The sequence below is a fragment of the Bacillus sp. OV322 genome (assembly GCF_900112495.1).
Classification (GTDB): Bacteria; Bacillota; Bacilli; order Bacillales; family DSM-1321; genus Peribacillus.
On sequence record NZ_FOMA01000012.1, the window covers coordinates 14,549 to 30,635 of the forward strand.

A 16,087-nucleotide genomic window follows, 5' to 3' on the forward strand; every position below is an offset into this window, starting at 1 on the left:
GGAAATGATTTCGAAAGTTGCTGATGGTTCCCAACAATTATCTGCTACCTCAGAGGAACTTGCTGCTGGGTCAGTTGAAAACCAATTGGCATCCAATCAAATTTCGGAATCCATTCAAAGTGTTGCCGCAGGAAATGATGAACAAAATGCTGCAATGGAAGAAACGGTATCGATTATCAATGAGGTAGCAAATCATGTTGATGGTGTAGTCACAAGCATGAACATAGTCAGCAAATCTGTTAATCTGGCTGCAGAAACTGCAAAACAAGGCAGCGATGTTGTAAATCAAACAGTAAAACAAATGAATGAAATAGATAAACATGTAACCTCATCAGCAGAAAAAATTGGTGAATTAAACGAAAAATCGAATAAAATCAGCCAAATTAGTATGTTGATAAAATCTATTTCCGAACAAACGAACCTGTTAGCTTTAAATGCAGCAATTGAAGCTGCCCGAGCAGGAGAGCATGGAAAGGGATTTGCTGTAGTAGCTGATGAGGTTCGTAAACTTGCCGAACAATCAAGTCAATCCGCACTGCAAATAAACGAAATCGTTATCGATATTAAAGAGGGTATTCAAGATTCCCAAGATCTTGTTGATAGAGGTTCAAATTCGGCAAAAGAAGGATTATTACTTGTAAATGAAAGCGGTCAGGCTTTTGGAGATATTAAAGATTCAGTTATAACGGTATCAGATAATATTTCTGAGGTAGGTGAGGCTATGGATAAAATGAAAAACCGCATTAGAGAAGTGGCCCAGTATATTGAAAGTATATCAGTAACAGCAATTGGTATGAATGAACACTCCCAGAACGTTGCCGCCTCCTCTGAGCAAATGAATGCCTCAATGGAAGAGGTTTCCTTTGCTGCACAGGAGTTGGCTAAAATGGCAGTAGAGCTTGAAGAGGTTATTACTAGATTTAAGCTTTAATACTGCATGTGTTATTAAAACGGATTTATACAAAAGTCCCCTGAAAGGAACCAAATCGATTTCCGATTCTAGGGGTCAAGTGTTCTCAAAGGAGAGATATTTATATGGAATCCACCAAGTATGTTGTATTTAAATCAGGTAAAGAAGAATTTGGTATTTGTAGCAATCACAACACTAAATTTGCTAACATTTTGCTAACGCAATCCTATAACAAACAGTAAATCACTGTTAAAGATGTTACAGTAAGCAATATCTAAAACGTTGATTTACCGCACTTTTTGCACCTCTCGATAACGATGTTACACACATTCATCTTAGGGGCGGCATGATGTAATTAGGGGTTTAAAACCTTGTTATAACAATGTCTAAAATGATAATATGATTTTCTTGTCCTCGGATTTGTCCTCACATCGAATCCATGACAAAAAATGCTAACTATAAGAGAAGGTCTTTCATCAGTTTGCTAAACTGTTGGGAGGCCTTTTCTTCCATATTGGCGGTCATATGAGCATAAGTATTCATTGTCGTATTTATATCCGTATGTCCAAGCCGCTGTTGTATTTCTTTAATGCCGACTCCAGCCTCAATTAATAGTGAAGTGTGGGTATGCCGAAACGAGTGTGGAGTGATGTTCTTTTCAATTCCTGATTTTTTCAGAAGTCGTTTAAGCCGGGTATCAATTACTTTCATAATTGTGGGTGTCCTTCCTCTCAAGAAAAAATAAATCCGTTATCCTGGTAAACAAGGCCGTTTTTTAATTTAATCTCATTCTGTTTAATGCGGTGCTTCTTTAACATGTTAATCAGCATTTCATCAATCTTGATTGCACGGACAATTCCCTTTGTTTTTGGTGTTAAAAGCTGATATTTCTCAATATGGCTGTTAGGGTTATAAAATGTTTTTGTCACGCGAATAGTGCCTTGTTTTTCGTTAAAATTTGCCCATTTTATGGCCTATAATTCGTTAATTCTTAAACCAGAATACGATAATACCGTGAAGATTAAATGATCCATTTCAAGCCCATCAGATTGGGCTAATTTTAGAAAATGAGCAAGCTCCTCTTTCACCAAAAAAATAATCTCTTCTCCAGCTCTTCAATACTTTGCTGCTTTTTAGGCATTTTGAAATCCTCAGTAGGATTATTTTTTATCAGCCCCTGAGTTAATGCTTTCCGAAAAATCATTCTTCCACAAGCATGAATACCATCCATATAATTTTGACTGTATTTCTCGTTTAATTCCAGAATCCTTTCCTCATACATTTTCTTAGTGATGCGGCGGCCCCCAAACACTAATGAAATGCTTCATTTCCTTTTCCCTGGCTCTTACACTGCTAATTTTCACGCCACTACGACTATATGTTTTAAGCCAGTCATGGGCGTTTTTTTCAATTAATGTATTCGTTTTGCAGTGCCCTCGCATAGGGGGATTTTTTTATCTTTGAATATGTAGTAGTAGGAATTATCATCAGAATAGATAACGTACATGGTATCCGAGTATTTGGAAGCTACTGAATTAAAAAATATCTCGTACGAAATTGCTCTTGGGCGATCTTTAGTTTAGGCATTGTACCGGCCAACTCTTATTTTCCCATTAATATGAAACCGAGTGTTATTAAAAAAAATGAAAATATTGAAATCAAATTTAAAAAATTAAGGAACTTGTCCATTCCAAATAAATTTCCCGTCATATAATACCGTATCTCTTATTAAAGGAGGGTGAAAAATTGAGTAATGATAAAAAATGTAAAGATTGCGGGCATAAAACATGTCAATGCGGATCTAAAGTAAAGCAAAAAGTTGTGGTCAAGGTAAACGCACCTGCTGGAACAACAGGAGCAACAGGACCTGCTGGAGCAACAGGAGCAACGGGACTTGATGGAGCAACAGGAGCAACGGGACCTGCTGGAGCAACAGGAGCAACGGGACCTTCAGGAGCAACAGGAGCAACAGGACCTTCAGGAGCAACAGGACCTGCTGGAGCAACAGGAGCAACGGGACCTTCAGGAGCAACAGGAGCAACGGGACTTGATGGAGCAACAGGAGCAACGGGACCTGCTGGAGCAACAGGACCTTCAGGAGCAACAGGAGCAACGGGACCTGCAGGAGCAACAGGACCTTCAGGAGCAACAGGAGCAACGGGACCTTCAGGAGCAACAGGACCTTCAGGAGCAACAGGACCTTCAGGAGCAACAGGAGCAACGGGACTTGATGGAGCAACAGGAGCAACGGGACCTGCTGGAGCAACAGGAGCAACGGGACCTGCTGGAGCAACAGGAGCAACAGGACCTTCAGGAGCAACAGGAGCAACAGGACCTTCAGGAGCAACAGGGGCAACAGGACCTTCAGGAGAAACAGGAGCAACAGGACCTGCTGGAGCAACAGGAGCAACAGGACCTGCTGGGGCAACAGGAGCAACAGGACCTGCTGGAGCAACAGGAGCAACAGGACCCGCTGGGGCAACAGGAGCAACAGGACCTTCAGGAGAAACAGGAGCAACGGGACCTGCTGGAGCAACAGGAGCAACGGGACCTGCTGGAGCAACAGGAGCAACGGGACCTTCAGGAGGAACAGGAGCAACAGGACCTGCTGGAGCAACAGGAGCAACAGGACCTGCTGGGGCAACAGGAGCAACAGGACCTTCAGGAGCAACAGGACCTGCTGGGGCAACAGGAGCAACGGGACTTGATGGGGCAACAGGAGCAACAGGACCTTCAGGAGCAACAGGAGCAACAGGACCTGCTGGGGCAACAGGAGCAACAGGACCTGCTGGGGCAACAGGAGCAACGGGACCTGCTGGGGCAACAGGAGCAACGGGACCTGCTGGGGCAACAGGAGCAACGGGACCTGCTGGAGCAACAGGAGCAACAGGAGCAACAGGAGCAACAGGAGCAACAGGAGCAACAGGAGCAACAGGAGCAACTGGAAATCCTGGAGCTGGTGCTATAATTGCATATGCGTCAGGTACTCCTGTTGCACTTACGAGTGTTTTAGGAGGATTACTTGATACTGGGGCTCTTATTGGGTTCGGAAGTTCTTTTGAGGGTGTTACTATTGGTGGAGGAACAATTACTCTGAGCCCTGGTATCGGAGGCATTCTTGACTTCGCATTCGTGGTTCCTCGTGCCGGAACTGTATCATCAATATCTGCATTCTTTAGTACGACAGTGGCAGCAATTATAGGTACACCTGTTACCGTAAGAGCAGAATTATATACGGCACCTGCAGCTAGCAATACCTTTTCTCCATCAGGCGCCTTTGTACTTTTATCACCAGCTTTAGGACCTATAATTAACCTTTTAGACGTTTCTACTGGTACTGCTGCAACGGCACTCCCGGTTGCTGCAGGGGATAAATTATTAATGGTTTTCTCTATAGATACTGCAGTTTCTGTTCTCACAACTCTTGTAGGTTTTGCAAGCGCAGGTATTGTAATCGATTAATTTAATTTTGTTAAAAATCTTCAAAAACTCAGTTACTTTTTAACAAAAAGGATAAAAAAACGGGAAGGATTATTTAAGTAAACCTTCCCGTTTTTATGTGTATTCAGTTAGAGTATAAGAAATTATTGGTAAAAATCTCACCTCCAAAAATGAATAATACAGATCAGCATATTTTCATACAAAGGAGAATAAAAACGTTTTTATAAAAAATCCTAATTATTACACGTCATAATTTTTAAAATAATTTTTAAAAAACTTTTCATTTGTCTTCACACTTGAGTCATTCGGTCGATACACTTTGGCCCTATTATTATGTTCTTCAGCTAGTTTTTGCTCTCCTGTTTCCCAATAACATACACATAACTGAAGATGAGGATACCATGTTGAATAGGCCTCTTGCCTAAACCCAGGGTTATTAACTGCCTCTTTTTCAAGAGCTAGGCGGTACCATACAATGGCTTTGTTGAATTCTTTGTTTCCTTTATATAAGTCCCCTAATCGACATGAAGCTTCAGGTCGTGGTACATCATAAATAAATGACATTACAAGTGATTCTTTTTCTTTTATTAAATTACCAAGGTTTCTATAACACTCCGCCATGTTTATACAGGCACGGATTTCATCTTCAATCCATCCTTTTTTTGTATCTAAGAAATTGTAATAATACTTTATAGCTTTCTGAAAATCAGCATGGTCTTTTAATTCATTTGCATAATAATATAAATCCCTCGGTGAAAAGTCTTCTCCATTTTTTAGACGATTTTCATAAATAAGAATGTTTCGGTCACTTTGAACAGATTTAGTTTTATCCGATTTTCGATGAGTAATAGCTATATCAGCTGTATAAATATTACCGCTAACTTCTAAATATTCATGCACAAGACCAATCCATTTGAATTTTTTCTCTCTTCTTACTAAACGGTTTCTCCTATAACTAAAGGTTGGTTGGCCGTATTCATCGAAAGCGATATTGTAAATCATTGAAACCGCATCAATTGAAGCATTTAGATTTTTCTTTAGTATTTTAAATTTTTGATGATCTTCTTTTAGTAAAATATCATCTGCATCTAACCATAAAATATAGTCCTTTGTAGCATGACTAAAAGCAAAGTTTCTTGCAGCCGAAAAATTATCAATCCATTCAAAATCAAAAATCTTTTCTGTGAAATTCTTTGCTATATCCTTAGTCTTATCCATTGAACCTGTATCAACAATAATTATTTCATCACATATTTCCTTTACACTACTTAAACATTGATGCAAAACCTCTTCTTCATTTTTCACGATCATACAAAGAGTAATTGTACACATAGCCATCACCACTCAAAAATATTAGTTATTCCTAATATATGTATCTCAAAGTGTTTCGTAACATAATTAAATTTTTTTATTAACCAAACTTTGAATCCGTTTTTCTCCTTATCTAATGTAGGGCTTTTTAAAACCCTATTTACTTCTATTATATATCCAAAAGAATGGGCGGCATGATGAAATTGCCTTCTGAACCCTTGGTATGACTGGGTTTGTATGTAAGGTGAAAGTGAAATGCTAACATTTTTCTAACATAGAGGTTAATCTAGAGGCTTCTCATAAGAGAGGCTTCTTTTTTATTTCTTGGGTTACGTGGAGATGCACATTTTTCGTAATTTGATCGTCAGTATGACCTAAACGATCCATAATTTGTTCGAGAGTGACTCGGGCCTCGGCTGCAGAGATGTATGAGTGTGTCTTAGACTATGAGGTGTTAACTCTTCATTCAAACCTGCGATAAGCAGCCTTTTCATTCGATTTCGCACATTTGTAATCACGAGCCTTTGCTATGTATAACTCTGCTTTCTTTCACCACATACTGTTTTTATTTAGTGGACGAACAGGAACAATTCATGTGAATATAAAAGATATAATTTATCTTTAATAATAAGACTTTTTAATAACAAACAGGAAGGTATATTAAATGACAAATCCAAATAAAATAGTTGTTGCTCTTAAAGGTGTTATTGTGAATGAAGGAAAAGTTTTGATCGTTCAACGTGAAAAAGACGATGAAATTGGCGGAGGCACTTGGGAATGTGCTGGCGGGAAAATTGAATTTGGGGAGGATTAGAAACTGCACTTTTACGTGAAATTAAAGAAGAAGTAAGTTTATCTGTTAGGGTAGAGCGGATTTTATATGCAGCCACATTCAATACGGATCCAATGAGACAAGTTGTTATTTTGACCTATTTATGTAGCAGTAATACTAAAGAAGTTATACTATCCACGGTAAACTAATTGCTGAAGAAAAGATGGACAACATAGAATATGACTCACCGTTTGAAATATTTAATTGTTTACCAACAGGCAAGTTTCCAGTTATAATAAAGAATGTTAAATTTCGGTTATCGAAACATTTGTGTTTGTGTATTGATGGTGAAAAAATTAAATAAAGAAAGGCGAGAACATTTTGGATAAATCTAGCGGAAAGAAACGGCTTCAGCTTGCTGTGCTTTTGGGATCATTAGGAATTCTGGGTCCTTTTACAATTGATACGTATTTGCCGTCCTTTCCTACAATCGTAAATGATTACCACACGACCCCGTCACTCGTTCAAATTAGTTTGACATCCTGTTTATTGGGTCTTGGTTTAGGGCAATTAGTCATCGGTCCATTAAGTGATGTGAACGGACGACGTAAACCTTTGTTGTTTTTCCTTGGTTTATATATCCTGGCATCCCTGACATGCTCATTTTCACCTAATATCTATTTCCTTATTGGGTCCCGATTTGTACAGGGGTTTGCAGCCTCAGGCGGAATTGTTATATCAAGGGCCATTGTAAGGGACCTTTATAGCGGGAAGGAATTAACAAAGTTCTTTTCTTTAATCATGCTGGTAGGAAACCTCGGGCCAATCGTAGCACCGATAGCGGGTGGAGCGATTCTTGCTTTTAAAGGCTGGAACTGGGTTTTTATTGTATTGGCATGTATTGGGGTTATCTTGATCTTTACCGTTTCATTTAAGTTAAAAGAGACACTTCCTGCTGAAAAGCGTGTACCGAGTAATTTGCCTTATGTATTGGGCAATTTCGGAACATTATTTAAAAATAAAGAGTTTATGGGCTATGCATTAACACAGGGGTTTATCACTGCCGGTATTTTTGCCTACGTTTCTGGCATACCGTTTGTCTATCAGAATGTTTACGGTGTGAGCCCCCAGCAATTTAGTCTTTTGTTTGGGGTCAATGGGCTCGCTTTGATCATTGGAAGCCAGTCAGTTGGCCGCTTTAATGATAGCATTTCAGAAGGGACTTTCCTGAAAATAGGCCTGACCCTTGCGAATGTATCTGGTTTATGGTTATTGATTGCACTCTTACTGAAAGCACCGCTTATCGGTGTCGCTATCCCGGTTTTCTTCTTCTTATCATCCATTAGTATAATCGGGACGACATCTTTCACCTTGGCCATTCAGTCACAAGGACATATGGCGGGCAGCGCTTCGGCTTTATTAGGGGTATTGCCTTTCGTTATGGGCTCCCTCTCTGCCCCGCTTGTAGGGATTGGCGGAGCGTACACAGGAGTCCCGATGGCCGCCGTCATCTTTGGCGCCAGCGCCTTGGCTTTCCTTTGCTATTTCATCCTGGTGAGAAAGACCAAAGACCAGAAGACACTTTCCATGGCAAATCGGAAAGCTTGAAAACTATGATAAGTCTTTAAAAAACGCCTGAAAAATTCATGCATCCTGTTGAATCAGGGGCATGCATGCATACCAAAAAGGATAGAAAAGAGCACTTCATTGCTCGTCTATCCTTTTTATTTTTACTCATTTTTGCTGCATACATTCCGAACCTCTATGGCAAATTCAGTGAAATTAATCTATTCATTTTGGGGAATTATATAGTGTTTTACATAAAATATGGAAAAATGTGCCGTGAAATAATAAGATTGTATTGAAGGTGACAAGAATAGCTTTGGAGGAGGGGATATGTTGATATATATAATTGGAGCAGTCGCATTATTTATAATCATTGTTTTCGCGGAGTTTTTGAAAAAAAGGCGAATTAATAGAATTATAGAGGAAGAATGGCAAGGGAAAAAGAAATTCTCATTAGATGAACCAATGGATTCTGTTAGTGCATATTGGAAGAATAATTGTAATCAACAGAATGGTGTTGATTTAATTACCTGGCGCGATTTATCAATGGATGATGTATATCAGAAGATTAATTATACACAAACCTCCGTTGGTTCTGAATACTTATATAATCAATTACATAATATTCATCTTACAAATCAAGACCGCGATGAATCATTTTATGAACTCATGCATAAGAACAAAGTTTTACGAACGCGCTTATTATATAATCTAAAAATATTGGGCAAACGTAATCATACAAATTCTTCGTCTTTTTTTAATAATGATTATAAAAATATAAAAAATATTTGGTTATATATTTTGTTTGGAATCTTACCGATTGCAAGTGTTGGAATCATCTTTTATTCACTGAAACTCGGAATCTTGATACTAATCTCATCAATCTGTCTGAACATAATTACTTACTATAAAGAAAACCGGAATCTCGACATTAGTTTGTATGAGATCTCGTATCTATCAAGTGTTATCCGGACAGGAAAACGTCTTACAAAAATTAAAGATGATTCTTTTAAACCATATGTTATAGAAATTAACAAATCGGTACAGCCTATCAAAAAGATTCTGTTTCTAGAAAGAATTATTTCACTTGGAAAAGGTACAGGAGATTTTGAGGGATTATTCGAATATATACGCATTATTTTTTTGCTCGACTTCATCTCATATTTTTATATGATTCGTATGATACAGAAACATAGGGATAGATATGAAAAACTCTGGAAAACAATAGGTAAAATTGATTCTGGTATTGCTGTTGCTTTCTATCGGCATTATATCGATGACTATTGCACACCAGCTTTTCTGAATAGTGAAGAATTAATCTTTAATGAGATGTATCACCCATTAATTAAAAATCCTGTAAAAAACTCTTCCCATCTGAATAAATTGACACTGATTACCGGTTCAAATGCCTCTGGCAAATCTACTTATATGAAGGCTGCAGCAATTAATGCAATCTTAGCCCAAACCATACATACAGTACATGCCAGCAGCTGGAGTATGAAGCCTGCCTATGTTCTTTCCTCAATGGCGATTCAGGATAATGTCATCGATGGAGATAGTTACTTCAAAGCAGAAATTAAGTCGTTGAAAAGAATTATTCAAACAGCTGATTCTGGTGTCCCCTGTTTGTCTTTTATTGATGAAATTCTCCGTGGGACAAATACTGTGGAACGCATTGCCGCTTCAGCATCCATTATGGAATGGCTTAGAAAACATCAGGGTATGACTATGGTTGCTTCACACGACATAGAATTAACAAAAATGGCAGTTGGATTTACTAACTACCATTTTCACGAAAGCGTTCAAGAAGATAGTGTATATTTCGACTATAAAATTCATTCTGGACCCTCCACAACTAAAAATGCAATTAAGCTGCTTGAACAAATGGAATACCCTACTTCCGTTACAGAATTAGCTTATTCATTAGCTGACAGGTTTGAAGAAAAAGGGGAGTGGAATGTACCAGTAACAAGTAAATAGCCCAATGAATTAAGTTACAGACTGTCACTTTAGAGTTCCTTATAAAGAAGTTAGAATTTATTAAGTTTAAAGAATAATAAAAAAGGTCTTTGGTTTTTAGTCCTTATACAAAAAAAGATCCTATAAAGTAGCTTCCTGCTCCATAGGGTCCTTTCATAAGTTAATTCATTCCTCTCATTATGCCCCAAATTTAAGGCGCTGTTCAAATCTGTCCGATTCTCTTCTTGAAGCGTCCTGCCAGCGGCACTACAATGATGCCGGCTAGTATGACCTGAATAATGTTTCCTGGGATGGAGCCGAATGGCTGAATCCAGTTACCGTAAAGGATAACTTCGGCAAAATAGTAGCCCACGATTTTTATTATCAGGGCAGCGGCTACTGCCAGTGTGTTTACCAGCGATCTTTTGCCTGGCGCCTTCTCAGATATGAGGCCGGCTATAAATCCCATGGCACCTACAATGATAAAGGTGAATGGTGCCCATACAGCATAGCCGGAGAAAAGGTCGGATAAGCCCATTCCGAAGGCGCCTGCTATGGCCCCTGTTTTTTTGCCGTAAACCATGGCTGCTATGAAAAGAGGCACGTTGCCCAAATGGATGAAGCCCCCGTTGCCTATTGTGGGTAGCTTTATTTGGATGAACATGGTAGCTACAAGGGTTAATGCAATAAAAAGGGCGTTCATGACTAAGGCCCTTGTTTTATCTGTTTGTGTTTGTGGATATGTTGAATTCACCGGATGACCTCTTTCTTTTTTTACATATTATCATACTCCAAATCAGACCGTTAATAAATATGTCAGAACTATTTATTTGTAACATGTGCAAAGTTGATCACAACCGTTATTGCGAAAAAGTGAAGTGGAAATGTTGATGAATGAGGTAATCCGAGGGAATTCTAGGATAGTAAAGAATCCGCCCTGTGCCGGTTATAAGCATACTAGTGATTGTAAGCCAGACGCCATACTGGTATCTAAACCCTTTCAATGGCTATTAAATAGTCTATCGGAATGGAAATGCTGCCGCTTAATAGATCTACGATTATCTCCCTATTTAACATGTCTACATCTGCTACGATTCCTATTTTTGTATCAAACAGTCCATCCTTCCAGTATATAGTCCGGACAGGGATGGTAAGGTTCAGGGAATCCATTGCCGTTTGCCCAATCTGCTCCATATTCTTTCCGTCTAAAAAGGGCTTCTTTTCTAATTTATTTTCTTCTATTAACTGTCTTAGTAATCGAATATGCTCTGGAAGCATGAGAGAAGTCCATTTTATATTATCTTTAATCATTTTCATCTGCTCCTTATCTTTTGTCTCTGTTAACTTGCCTGTTGTTTTCCTTTTAGGACATCCGGCTAGCATTCTCACAGTAATGCTCATGATGGGAATTGGCCGTAACACTATCACACCGGAGGGAAATGGATCCACTCCGGTTATATAACCTTTTCTAAAAGTATATCCGAACATTTGTTCTATTTCAATTAAAATAAAAGTCACTTTTCTCAGAAATTGTGGTTTTTGGGTTCTGTGAGGTGATTACATTGTTAAATCTGGTTGATTGGAGCGAGCATCCTGAAGCGGAAATCAACCACTTGTTCCATGGCAGCAAATTTTAGATTCGATGAGCGGGTTTTTTGGGGAGTATAGATATCAAAAAAAAATAGAGAGGTTCCCTGAAAAATGGGAACCTCTCTATTTTTATGAATACTTCAAAAGCAATTCAATATCTTCTTCCATATCCATAGGGTCAGTGGTAGGTTCAAATCTTTTGACGACTGTTCCTTTTTTGTCAATAAGGAACTTTGTGAAATTCCATTTTATCGAATCGCCATATATATATTCAGGATGCTTTTCATGTAATAAAGGGATCAGCACCTTTGCCACTGGATGGGATTCATCGAAGCCTTTAAATGGCTGGGAAGAGGCAAGGTAGTGAAAGAGCGGATGGGCGTTTTCATCCCGCACATCGATTTTTTGGAACATCGGGAAGCTGACGCCGTATCGAAGGGTGCAAAAGAATTGAACCTTTTCATTATCATCCGGTTCCTGGCCGGCAAATTGATTGCAAGGGAAACCTAAGATCACAAAGTCCTTTTCTTTATAGCGGTCATAAAGACGCTGCAAATCTTCATATTGAAAGGTGAAGCCGCATTGTCCGGCTGTATTGACAATGAGAACCACCTTGCCTTTGAATTCTTCTAAACTTATATCCTGCCCGTTCATGGCTGTTGCTGAAAAATCATAAATGCTCAATTATTTTTCCTCCAAAATGTATGTAATATTATACAGTTCATAAGACTTGGTTCCATACTACTACTTACGCGCACACAATAAAACTAATTAACCTTTTCGAATGTGCTAAAGGCTCTTCGGCTGTCCTGAACTTTTAATGTTCGGGAGGATTCGATATAATATGTAAAAAAAACGAAATCAGGAGAAACATGAATAGTCCAATTGAAAATCGATCAAGACAGATATCACCGGCACAGGTTATAGTCATTTATTACATTCTGGCAGTGGCGGTGTCGACCGTACTGCTATTGCTGCCTATCACTCTTAAGCCGCATGCTAAGCTTTCATTTATTGATGCGCTTTTTACGGCAATTAGTGCTGTGAGTGTAACAGGTTTATCCACGGTTAACTTGAGTGAAATCCTTAGTGTGCCTGGAACCTTCATCTTCGCTGTGATTCTTCAGTTTGGAGGAATCGGCATTATGGCGTTTGGAACGTTTATTTGGCTGATGCTTGGAAAAAAAATCGGCCTAAGAGAGCGGATGCTTATTATGACCGACCAGAATATTTCTTCCCTGGCAGGGATTGTCCAGCTGGTGAAGAGGCTGCTGATTTTGTTTACGCTCATTGAGCTGGCAGGGGCAGCGGTGCTTGGAACTTATTATCTAAAATACTTTCCTACCTGGAAGGAATCATTCCTGCAGGGCTTTTTTGCAAGTGTGAGTGCTTTGACAAATGCGGGATTTGATATAACAGGAGAATCTTTAATACCATTTGCTAAGGACGGGTTTGTTCTTACAGTCACGATGTTTCTGTTAATAATCGGAGCCATTGGCTTTCCCGTGCTGATGGAGGTGGTTCAGTTCTTTAAAGTGAAAAATCGCAAAAATTTCAGGTTTTCCTTGTTTACCAAGATTACGACGATCACTTTTTTTGGACTGATTATCATTGCAGCAATAATGATTTTTATATTGGAAAATCATCATTTTTATAAAGATATGTCGTGGGGGGAATCGCTTCTGTATTCTCTCTTCTACTCGGTTTCTTCCAGGAATGGCGGACTTAATACAATAGATATCCGGGAGTTTTCTGCACCCACCCACTTTTTGCTGAGCATCCTTATGTTCATTGGCGCATCGCCAAGCAGTGCCGGCGGGGGGATCAGGACGACAACGTTTGCCATTATGCTTTTGAGCATCTATTATTTTGCCAATGGAAACACGACAATCAAGGTATTTAGAAGAGAAGTGGTCATGGAGGATGTGATAAAGGCGTATATCGTGACGGTGACAGCGACGATATTGTGCAGCTGTGCGGTTATGCTTCTGATGGTCCTTGAGCCGCGCTTTTCTTTTATGGAGATCGTATTTGAAGTAGCGTCAGCCTTTGGAACAGTAGGTTTCTCGCTGGGCATCACTTCGGATTTGCATACCTTTGGCAAGATTATCATTATGGTGTTAATGTTTATCGGAAGGATAGGAGTTTTCACCTTTTTATTCTTATTGGGCGGGAAACCGATCAAAAACCATTATCACTATCCAAAAGAAAGAATTATTATTGGTTAGATATTAAATTCTTAAGCCTGCAGAAGCAGGCTTTTTACTATGGAACGATCCTGTTTAATTTGCCCAATGCAAAAAAATATGAAAAATGTGGATTTATTTTTAAAATATGGGTTTAGGTGATTTCGTACTGGGTAAAAAGTCTATTATAAAGAAACTAGAGATTTATAAATTAGTAAAAATTAACCATTTTATAAAGAATATCACGGTATCGATGGCAAAATTTGTATGGGTAATTTACAATGTAACTAATTAAATTTTAAGGAGGAATTTGTAATGGGTGCAGGAAATATTCGCGTTACACCAGATGAGTTAATTGATGCTTCGAAGAAATACCAGACGGAAAGCCACGAAATTGATTTAATGATTGGCCGCTTGGATACTTTGATTGGCCACCTGAACCAAATTTGGGAGGGTGCATCAAGCGACGCGTTTCATGATCAATATGAACAGTTAAAGCCATCCTTCAAGGACATGTCAAATTTGCTGGAAGATGTTCACCAGCAGTTGGATAAAGCTGCTAATATTATGCGTGATACTGATAATCAGATTGCCAGCCAAATTCGCGGATAATAGAAACATAGTGATTGTAGGAAAAGCGCTGCGAATCTATTAAGATTATAGCGCTTTTTCTCTGTTTAAACACAAAATTCAGGAGCTTTAAACGCACTGCAGGGGTGATTTCAATTTATATCCAGCTTACCGTCGATCTGAAAAATTACAGCGGGGAAGTATTTGATCTTCAGCTATCGAATTATCTTTCTATCAAAAAGGTTATAGAAGTTGTCTGGCAGGTGAAAAACCTGTCCCGCCCTCCCCGGGAAGGCTATTGGATCAGGATTCAAAATAAAAAGTTCGTCTGTTCAGGAAACGGGACCTTGCTTGAGAGCGGCATCACAAGAGGAGACAGGATTGAGATCCTGTAGCCCGAAGGCAGAGTCATAGTCTTAGAATCTCTGGAAAGAGGTAAAGGAGCAGGAAATGGAAGAGGTAAAATCATCTTATTTAGATAAAAGAATTGAAGCTGCAGTATTGAGGGATGATGGATATGTCTTTGTCTTTCAGAGGGCCAGGCTAAAAGTAAAAAATGAGCTAGAGCTGCAAGTGCTTAAGGATGCAGACGATGTGCTGCAAAAAGAGATAGAAGTGAATGACGAAGAAGTGAGGATTTCGGTGCAAGTGCCGGAAACTTTTGTTGGATTTTCTGAAATCAAAAAGAAAAATGAACTATCCAGATGGCTGTTTTCTTATCAGCTGATCAAAAAAGTGCAGAGTGGACGCTCACCAAGGCTGCATATGGTGATATGCCCGGAAAATATCGTGCTAGATTCAAGCTTGACACCATACTTCCTCCATTATGGAGTAAGAGAAAGCTTGCCTCCCTATGAAAAAAATCCAGAACTTTTTCTGCAGGAGCTCAAGGCTGCTGTGGCGGAAAGCATAGATGGTCAATATACATTCGAACAATATCTTTCCTATCACCAAACCCTGAAGCTATCTACTTCCGTGAAGAGAATCCTCACGGCAGGCAGTTTGGATGACCTTGCCGATTTCGTACAGTCACATATAACAGAGCTTGAGAAAAAGGAAAGAACGGTTATACATATCCCGCAGAAGAAATGGAAAAGGAACCGCTATTTCCTATTTGGCGGCCTGATTCTTCTTGTGCCTGCCCTTGTTTACACACTTTACTCCCTATTGTTTCTCCAGCCGAGGGAAGCGGCTTATGTGAATAGCGGGAAGGCATTCCTCCAGGAAAAATACAGTGAGGTAATCGACACCTTAGAGAATGAAAACGCAGATAAAATGCCAGACGTCGTCCAGTATGAATTAGCTTATGCTTACTTTGTGAATGAGGATTTGTCAGATGATCAGCGAAAGGTGCTTGAAAACACACTTAATCTCCAATCGGATAAAAAGTACTTCCTCTATTGGATTTATCTTGGCAGAGGCGAGAATGAAAAGGCTATCGACATTGCCCGTTCGCTTCGTTATCAGGATTTGATCATGCTTGGCTTAATCCATTACCAGGCAGAAATCCAGAGTGATGACAGCCTGACAGGCAAGGAAAAGGAAGAGAAGCTTAAACCCATAACTGCAGAATTTGATGAATATAAACGGCAAAAAGAAGCTGAAAAAGCTGAAAAACAAAAAGAATTGGATAAAGAGCTCGAATTGCAAAAGCAGCAGGAAGAAGCAATGAAACAGCAGGCAGAGAAACAAAAGCGTGAGCAAGCTGCGGCACAGGCTGCTGCCCGGAAAAATAAAACAGACAGCAAATCGAAAGAAGCAGCCAAAAGCACGAAGTAATGA

At 39.3% G+C, this 16,087-nt stretch carries 16 protein-coding genes; 9 read left to right on the forward strand and 7 right to left on the reverse strand.

Annotated elements, in window-relative coordinates; all coding sequences use genetic code 11:
• The first annotated feature begins 4 nt into the window (after window positions 1-4).
• Window positions 5-931 (forward strand): methyl-accepting chemotaxis protein, encoded by a 927-nt coding sequence (locus tag BM126_RS23465; protein WP_371261481.1) that lies wholly within the window; start codon window positions 5-7, stop codon window positions 929-931.
• Window positions 932-1,366: 435 nt separating this feature from the next.
• Here BM126_RS23465 and BM126_RS20850 read toward each other — a convergent pair whose 3' ends face one another.
• The 3 genes from BM126_RS20850 to BM126_RS22605 all read right to left on the reverse strand — a co-directional run bounded on the left by BM126_RS20850 (window position 1,367) and on the right by BM126_RS22605 (window position 2,141).
• Window positions 1,367-1,645 carry a tyrosine-type recombinase/integrase gene (locus BM126_RS20850; protein ID WP_305728162.1) on the reverse strand — a complete coding sequence of 93 codons (279 nt, stop codon included), beginning with the start codon at window positions 1,643-1,645 and terminating at the stop codon, window positions 1,367-1,369.
• Entirely contained in the window at window positions 1,642-1,839 is a 198-nt protein-coding gene (locus BM126_RS20855) for a hypothetical protein (RefSeq protein WP_090991270.1), read from the reverse strand. Before BM126_RS20855 ends, BM126_RS20850 begins: the two co-directional genes overlap by 4 nt.
• Window positions 1,840-1,994: 155 nt before the next feature.
• The gene (locus tag BM126_RS22605) at window positions 1,995-2,141 is read right to left on the reverse strand and encodes a hypothetical protein (protein ID WP_177201527.1); all 147 of its coding nucleotides are present in this window, start codon (window positions 2,139-2,141) and stop codon (window positions 1,995-1,997) included.
• A gap of 515 nt (window positions 2,142-2,656) precedes the next feature.
• Between BM126_RS22605 and BM126_RS20865 the strand changes: the two genes are divergently transcribed.
• Window positions 2,657-4,372: an exosporium glycoprotein BclB-related protein gene (locus tag BM126_RS20865; protein ID WP_305728163.1), complete on the forward strand. Its 1,716-nt coding sequence runs from the start codon at window positions 2,657-2,659 to the stop codon at window positions 4,370-4,372.
• Window positions 4,373-4,591: 219 nt separating this feature from the next.
• On the opposite strand, the gene BM126_RS20870 is transcribed toward BM126_RS20865, so the two are convergent.
• Window positions 4,592-5,683 carry a glycosyltransferase family 2 protein gene (locus tag BM126_RS20870; protein ID WP_090991273.1) on the reverse strand — a complete coding sequence of 364 codons (1,092 nt, stop codon included), beginning with the start codon at window positions 5,681-5,683 and terminating at the stop codon, window positions 4,592-4,594.
• A gap of 643 nt (window positions 5,684-6,326) precedes the next feature.
• Here BM126_RS20870 and BM126_RS23105 point away from each other — a divergent pair.
• The 3 genes from BM126_RS23105 to BM126_RS20890 all read left to right on the forward strand — a co-directional run bounded on the left by BM126_RS23105 (window position 6,327) and on the right by BM126_RS20890 (window position 9,980).
• A complete protein-coding gene (locus BM126_RS23105; protein ID WP_256213210.1) occupies window positions 6,327-6,476 on the forward strand; it encodes an NUDIX hydrolase in 150 nt (49 codons plus the stop codon).
• 339 nt (window positions 6,477-6,815) lie between these two features.
• Window positions 6,816-8,042, forward strand: a complete 1,227-nt coding sequence (locus tag BM126_RS20885) for a Bcr/CflA family multidrug efflux MFS transporter (RefSeq protein WP_090991274.1) — start codon at window positions 6,816-6,818, stop codon at window positions 8,040-8,042.
• 291 nt (window positions 8,043-8,333) lie between these two features.
• Window positions 8,334-9,980 (forward strand): MutS-related protein, encoded by a 1,647-nt coding sequence (locus tag BM126_RS20890; protein ID WP_177201528.1) that lies wholly within the window; start codon window positions 8,334-8,336, stop codon window positions 9,978-9,980.
• A gap of 202 nt (window positions 9,981-10,182) precedes the next feature.
• Here BM126_RS20890 and BM126_RS20895 read toward each other — a convergent pair whose 3' ends face one another.
• From BM126_RS20895 to BM126_RS20905, 3 genes are all read right to left on the reverse strand, one after another.
• Window positions 10,183-10,713, reverse strand: a complete 531-nt coding sequence (locus BM126_RS20895) for an ECF transporter S component (RefSeq protein WP_090991276.1) — start codon at window positions 10,711-10,713, stop codon at window positions 10,183-10,185.
• Window positions 10,714-10,949: 236 nt separating this feature from the next.
• Complete coding sequence (locus BM126_RS22610; RefSeq protein WP_177201529.1) at window positions 10,950-11,270, reverse strand: YolD-like family protein; 321 nt, start codon at window positions 11,268-11,270, stop codon at window positions 10,950-10,952.
• A 408-nt stretch (window positions 11,271-11,678) separates the two neighbouring features.
• Entirely contained in the window at window positions 11,679-12,233 is a 555-nt protein-coding gene (locus BM126_RS20905) for a glutathione peroxidase (RefSeq protein ID WP_090991278.1), read from the reverse strand.
• Between the two features lie 188 nt (window positions 12,234-12,421).
• Between BM126_RS20905 and BM126_RS20910 the strand changes: the two genes are divergently transcribed.
• From BM126_RS20910 to essB, 4 genes are all read left to right on the forward strand, one after another.
• Window positions 12,422-13,777: a TrkH family potassium uptake protein gene (locus tag BM126_RS20910; protein WP_177201530.1), complete on the forward strand. Its 1,356-nt coding sequence runs from the start codon at window positions 12,422-12,424 to the stop codon at window positions 13,775-13,777.
• A gap of 273 nt (window positions 13,778-14,050) precedes the next feature.
• Entirely contained in the window at window positions 14,051-14,347 is a 297-nt protein-coding gene (locus BM126_RS20915) for a WXG100 family type VII secretion target (RefSeq protein ID WP_071350452.1), read from the forward strand.
• A 113-nt stretch (window positions 14,348-14,460) separates the two neighbouring features.
• Window positions 14,461-14,700 (forward strand): ESX secretion system protein YukD, encoded by a 240-nt coding sequence (locus BM126_RS20920; protein ID WP_090991296.1) that lies wholly within the window; start codon window positions 14,461-14,463, stop codon window positions 14,698-14,700.
• Between the two features lie 55 nt (window positions 14,701-14,755).
• Window positions 14,756-16,084: a type VII secretion protein EssB gene (gene essB / locus BM126_RS20925; protein WP_090991279.1), complete on the forward strand. Its 1,329-nt coding sequence runs from the start codon at window positions 14,756-14,758 to the stop codon at window positions 16,082-16,084.
• The last annotated feature ends 3 nt before the right edge of the window (window positions 16,085-16,087 follow it).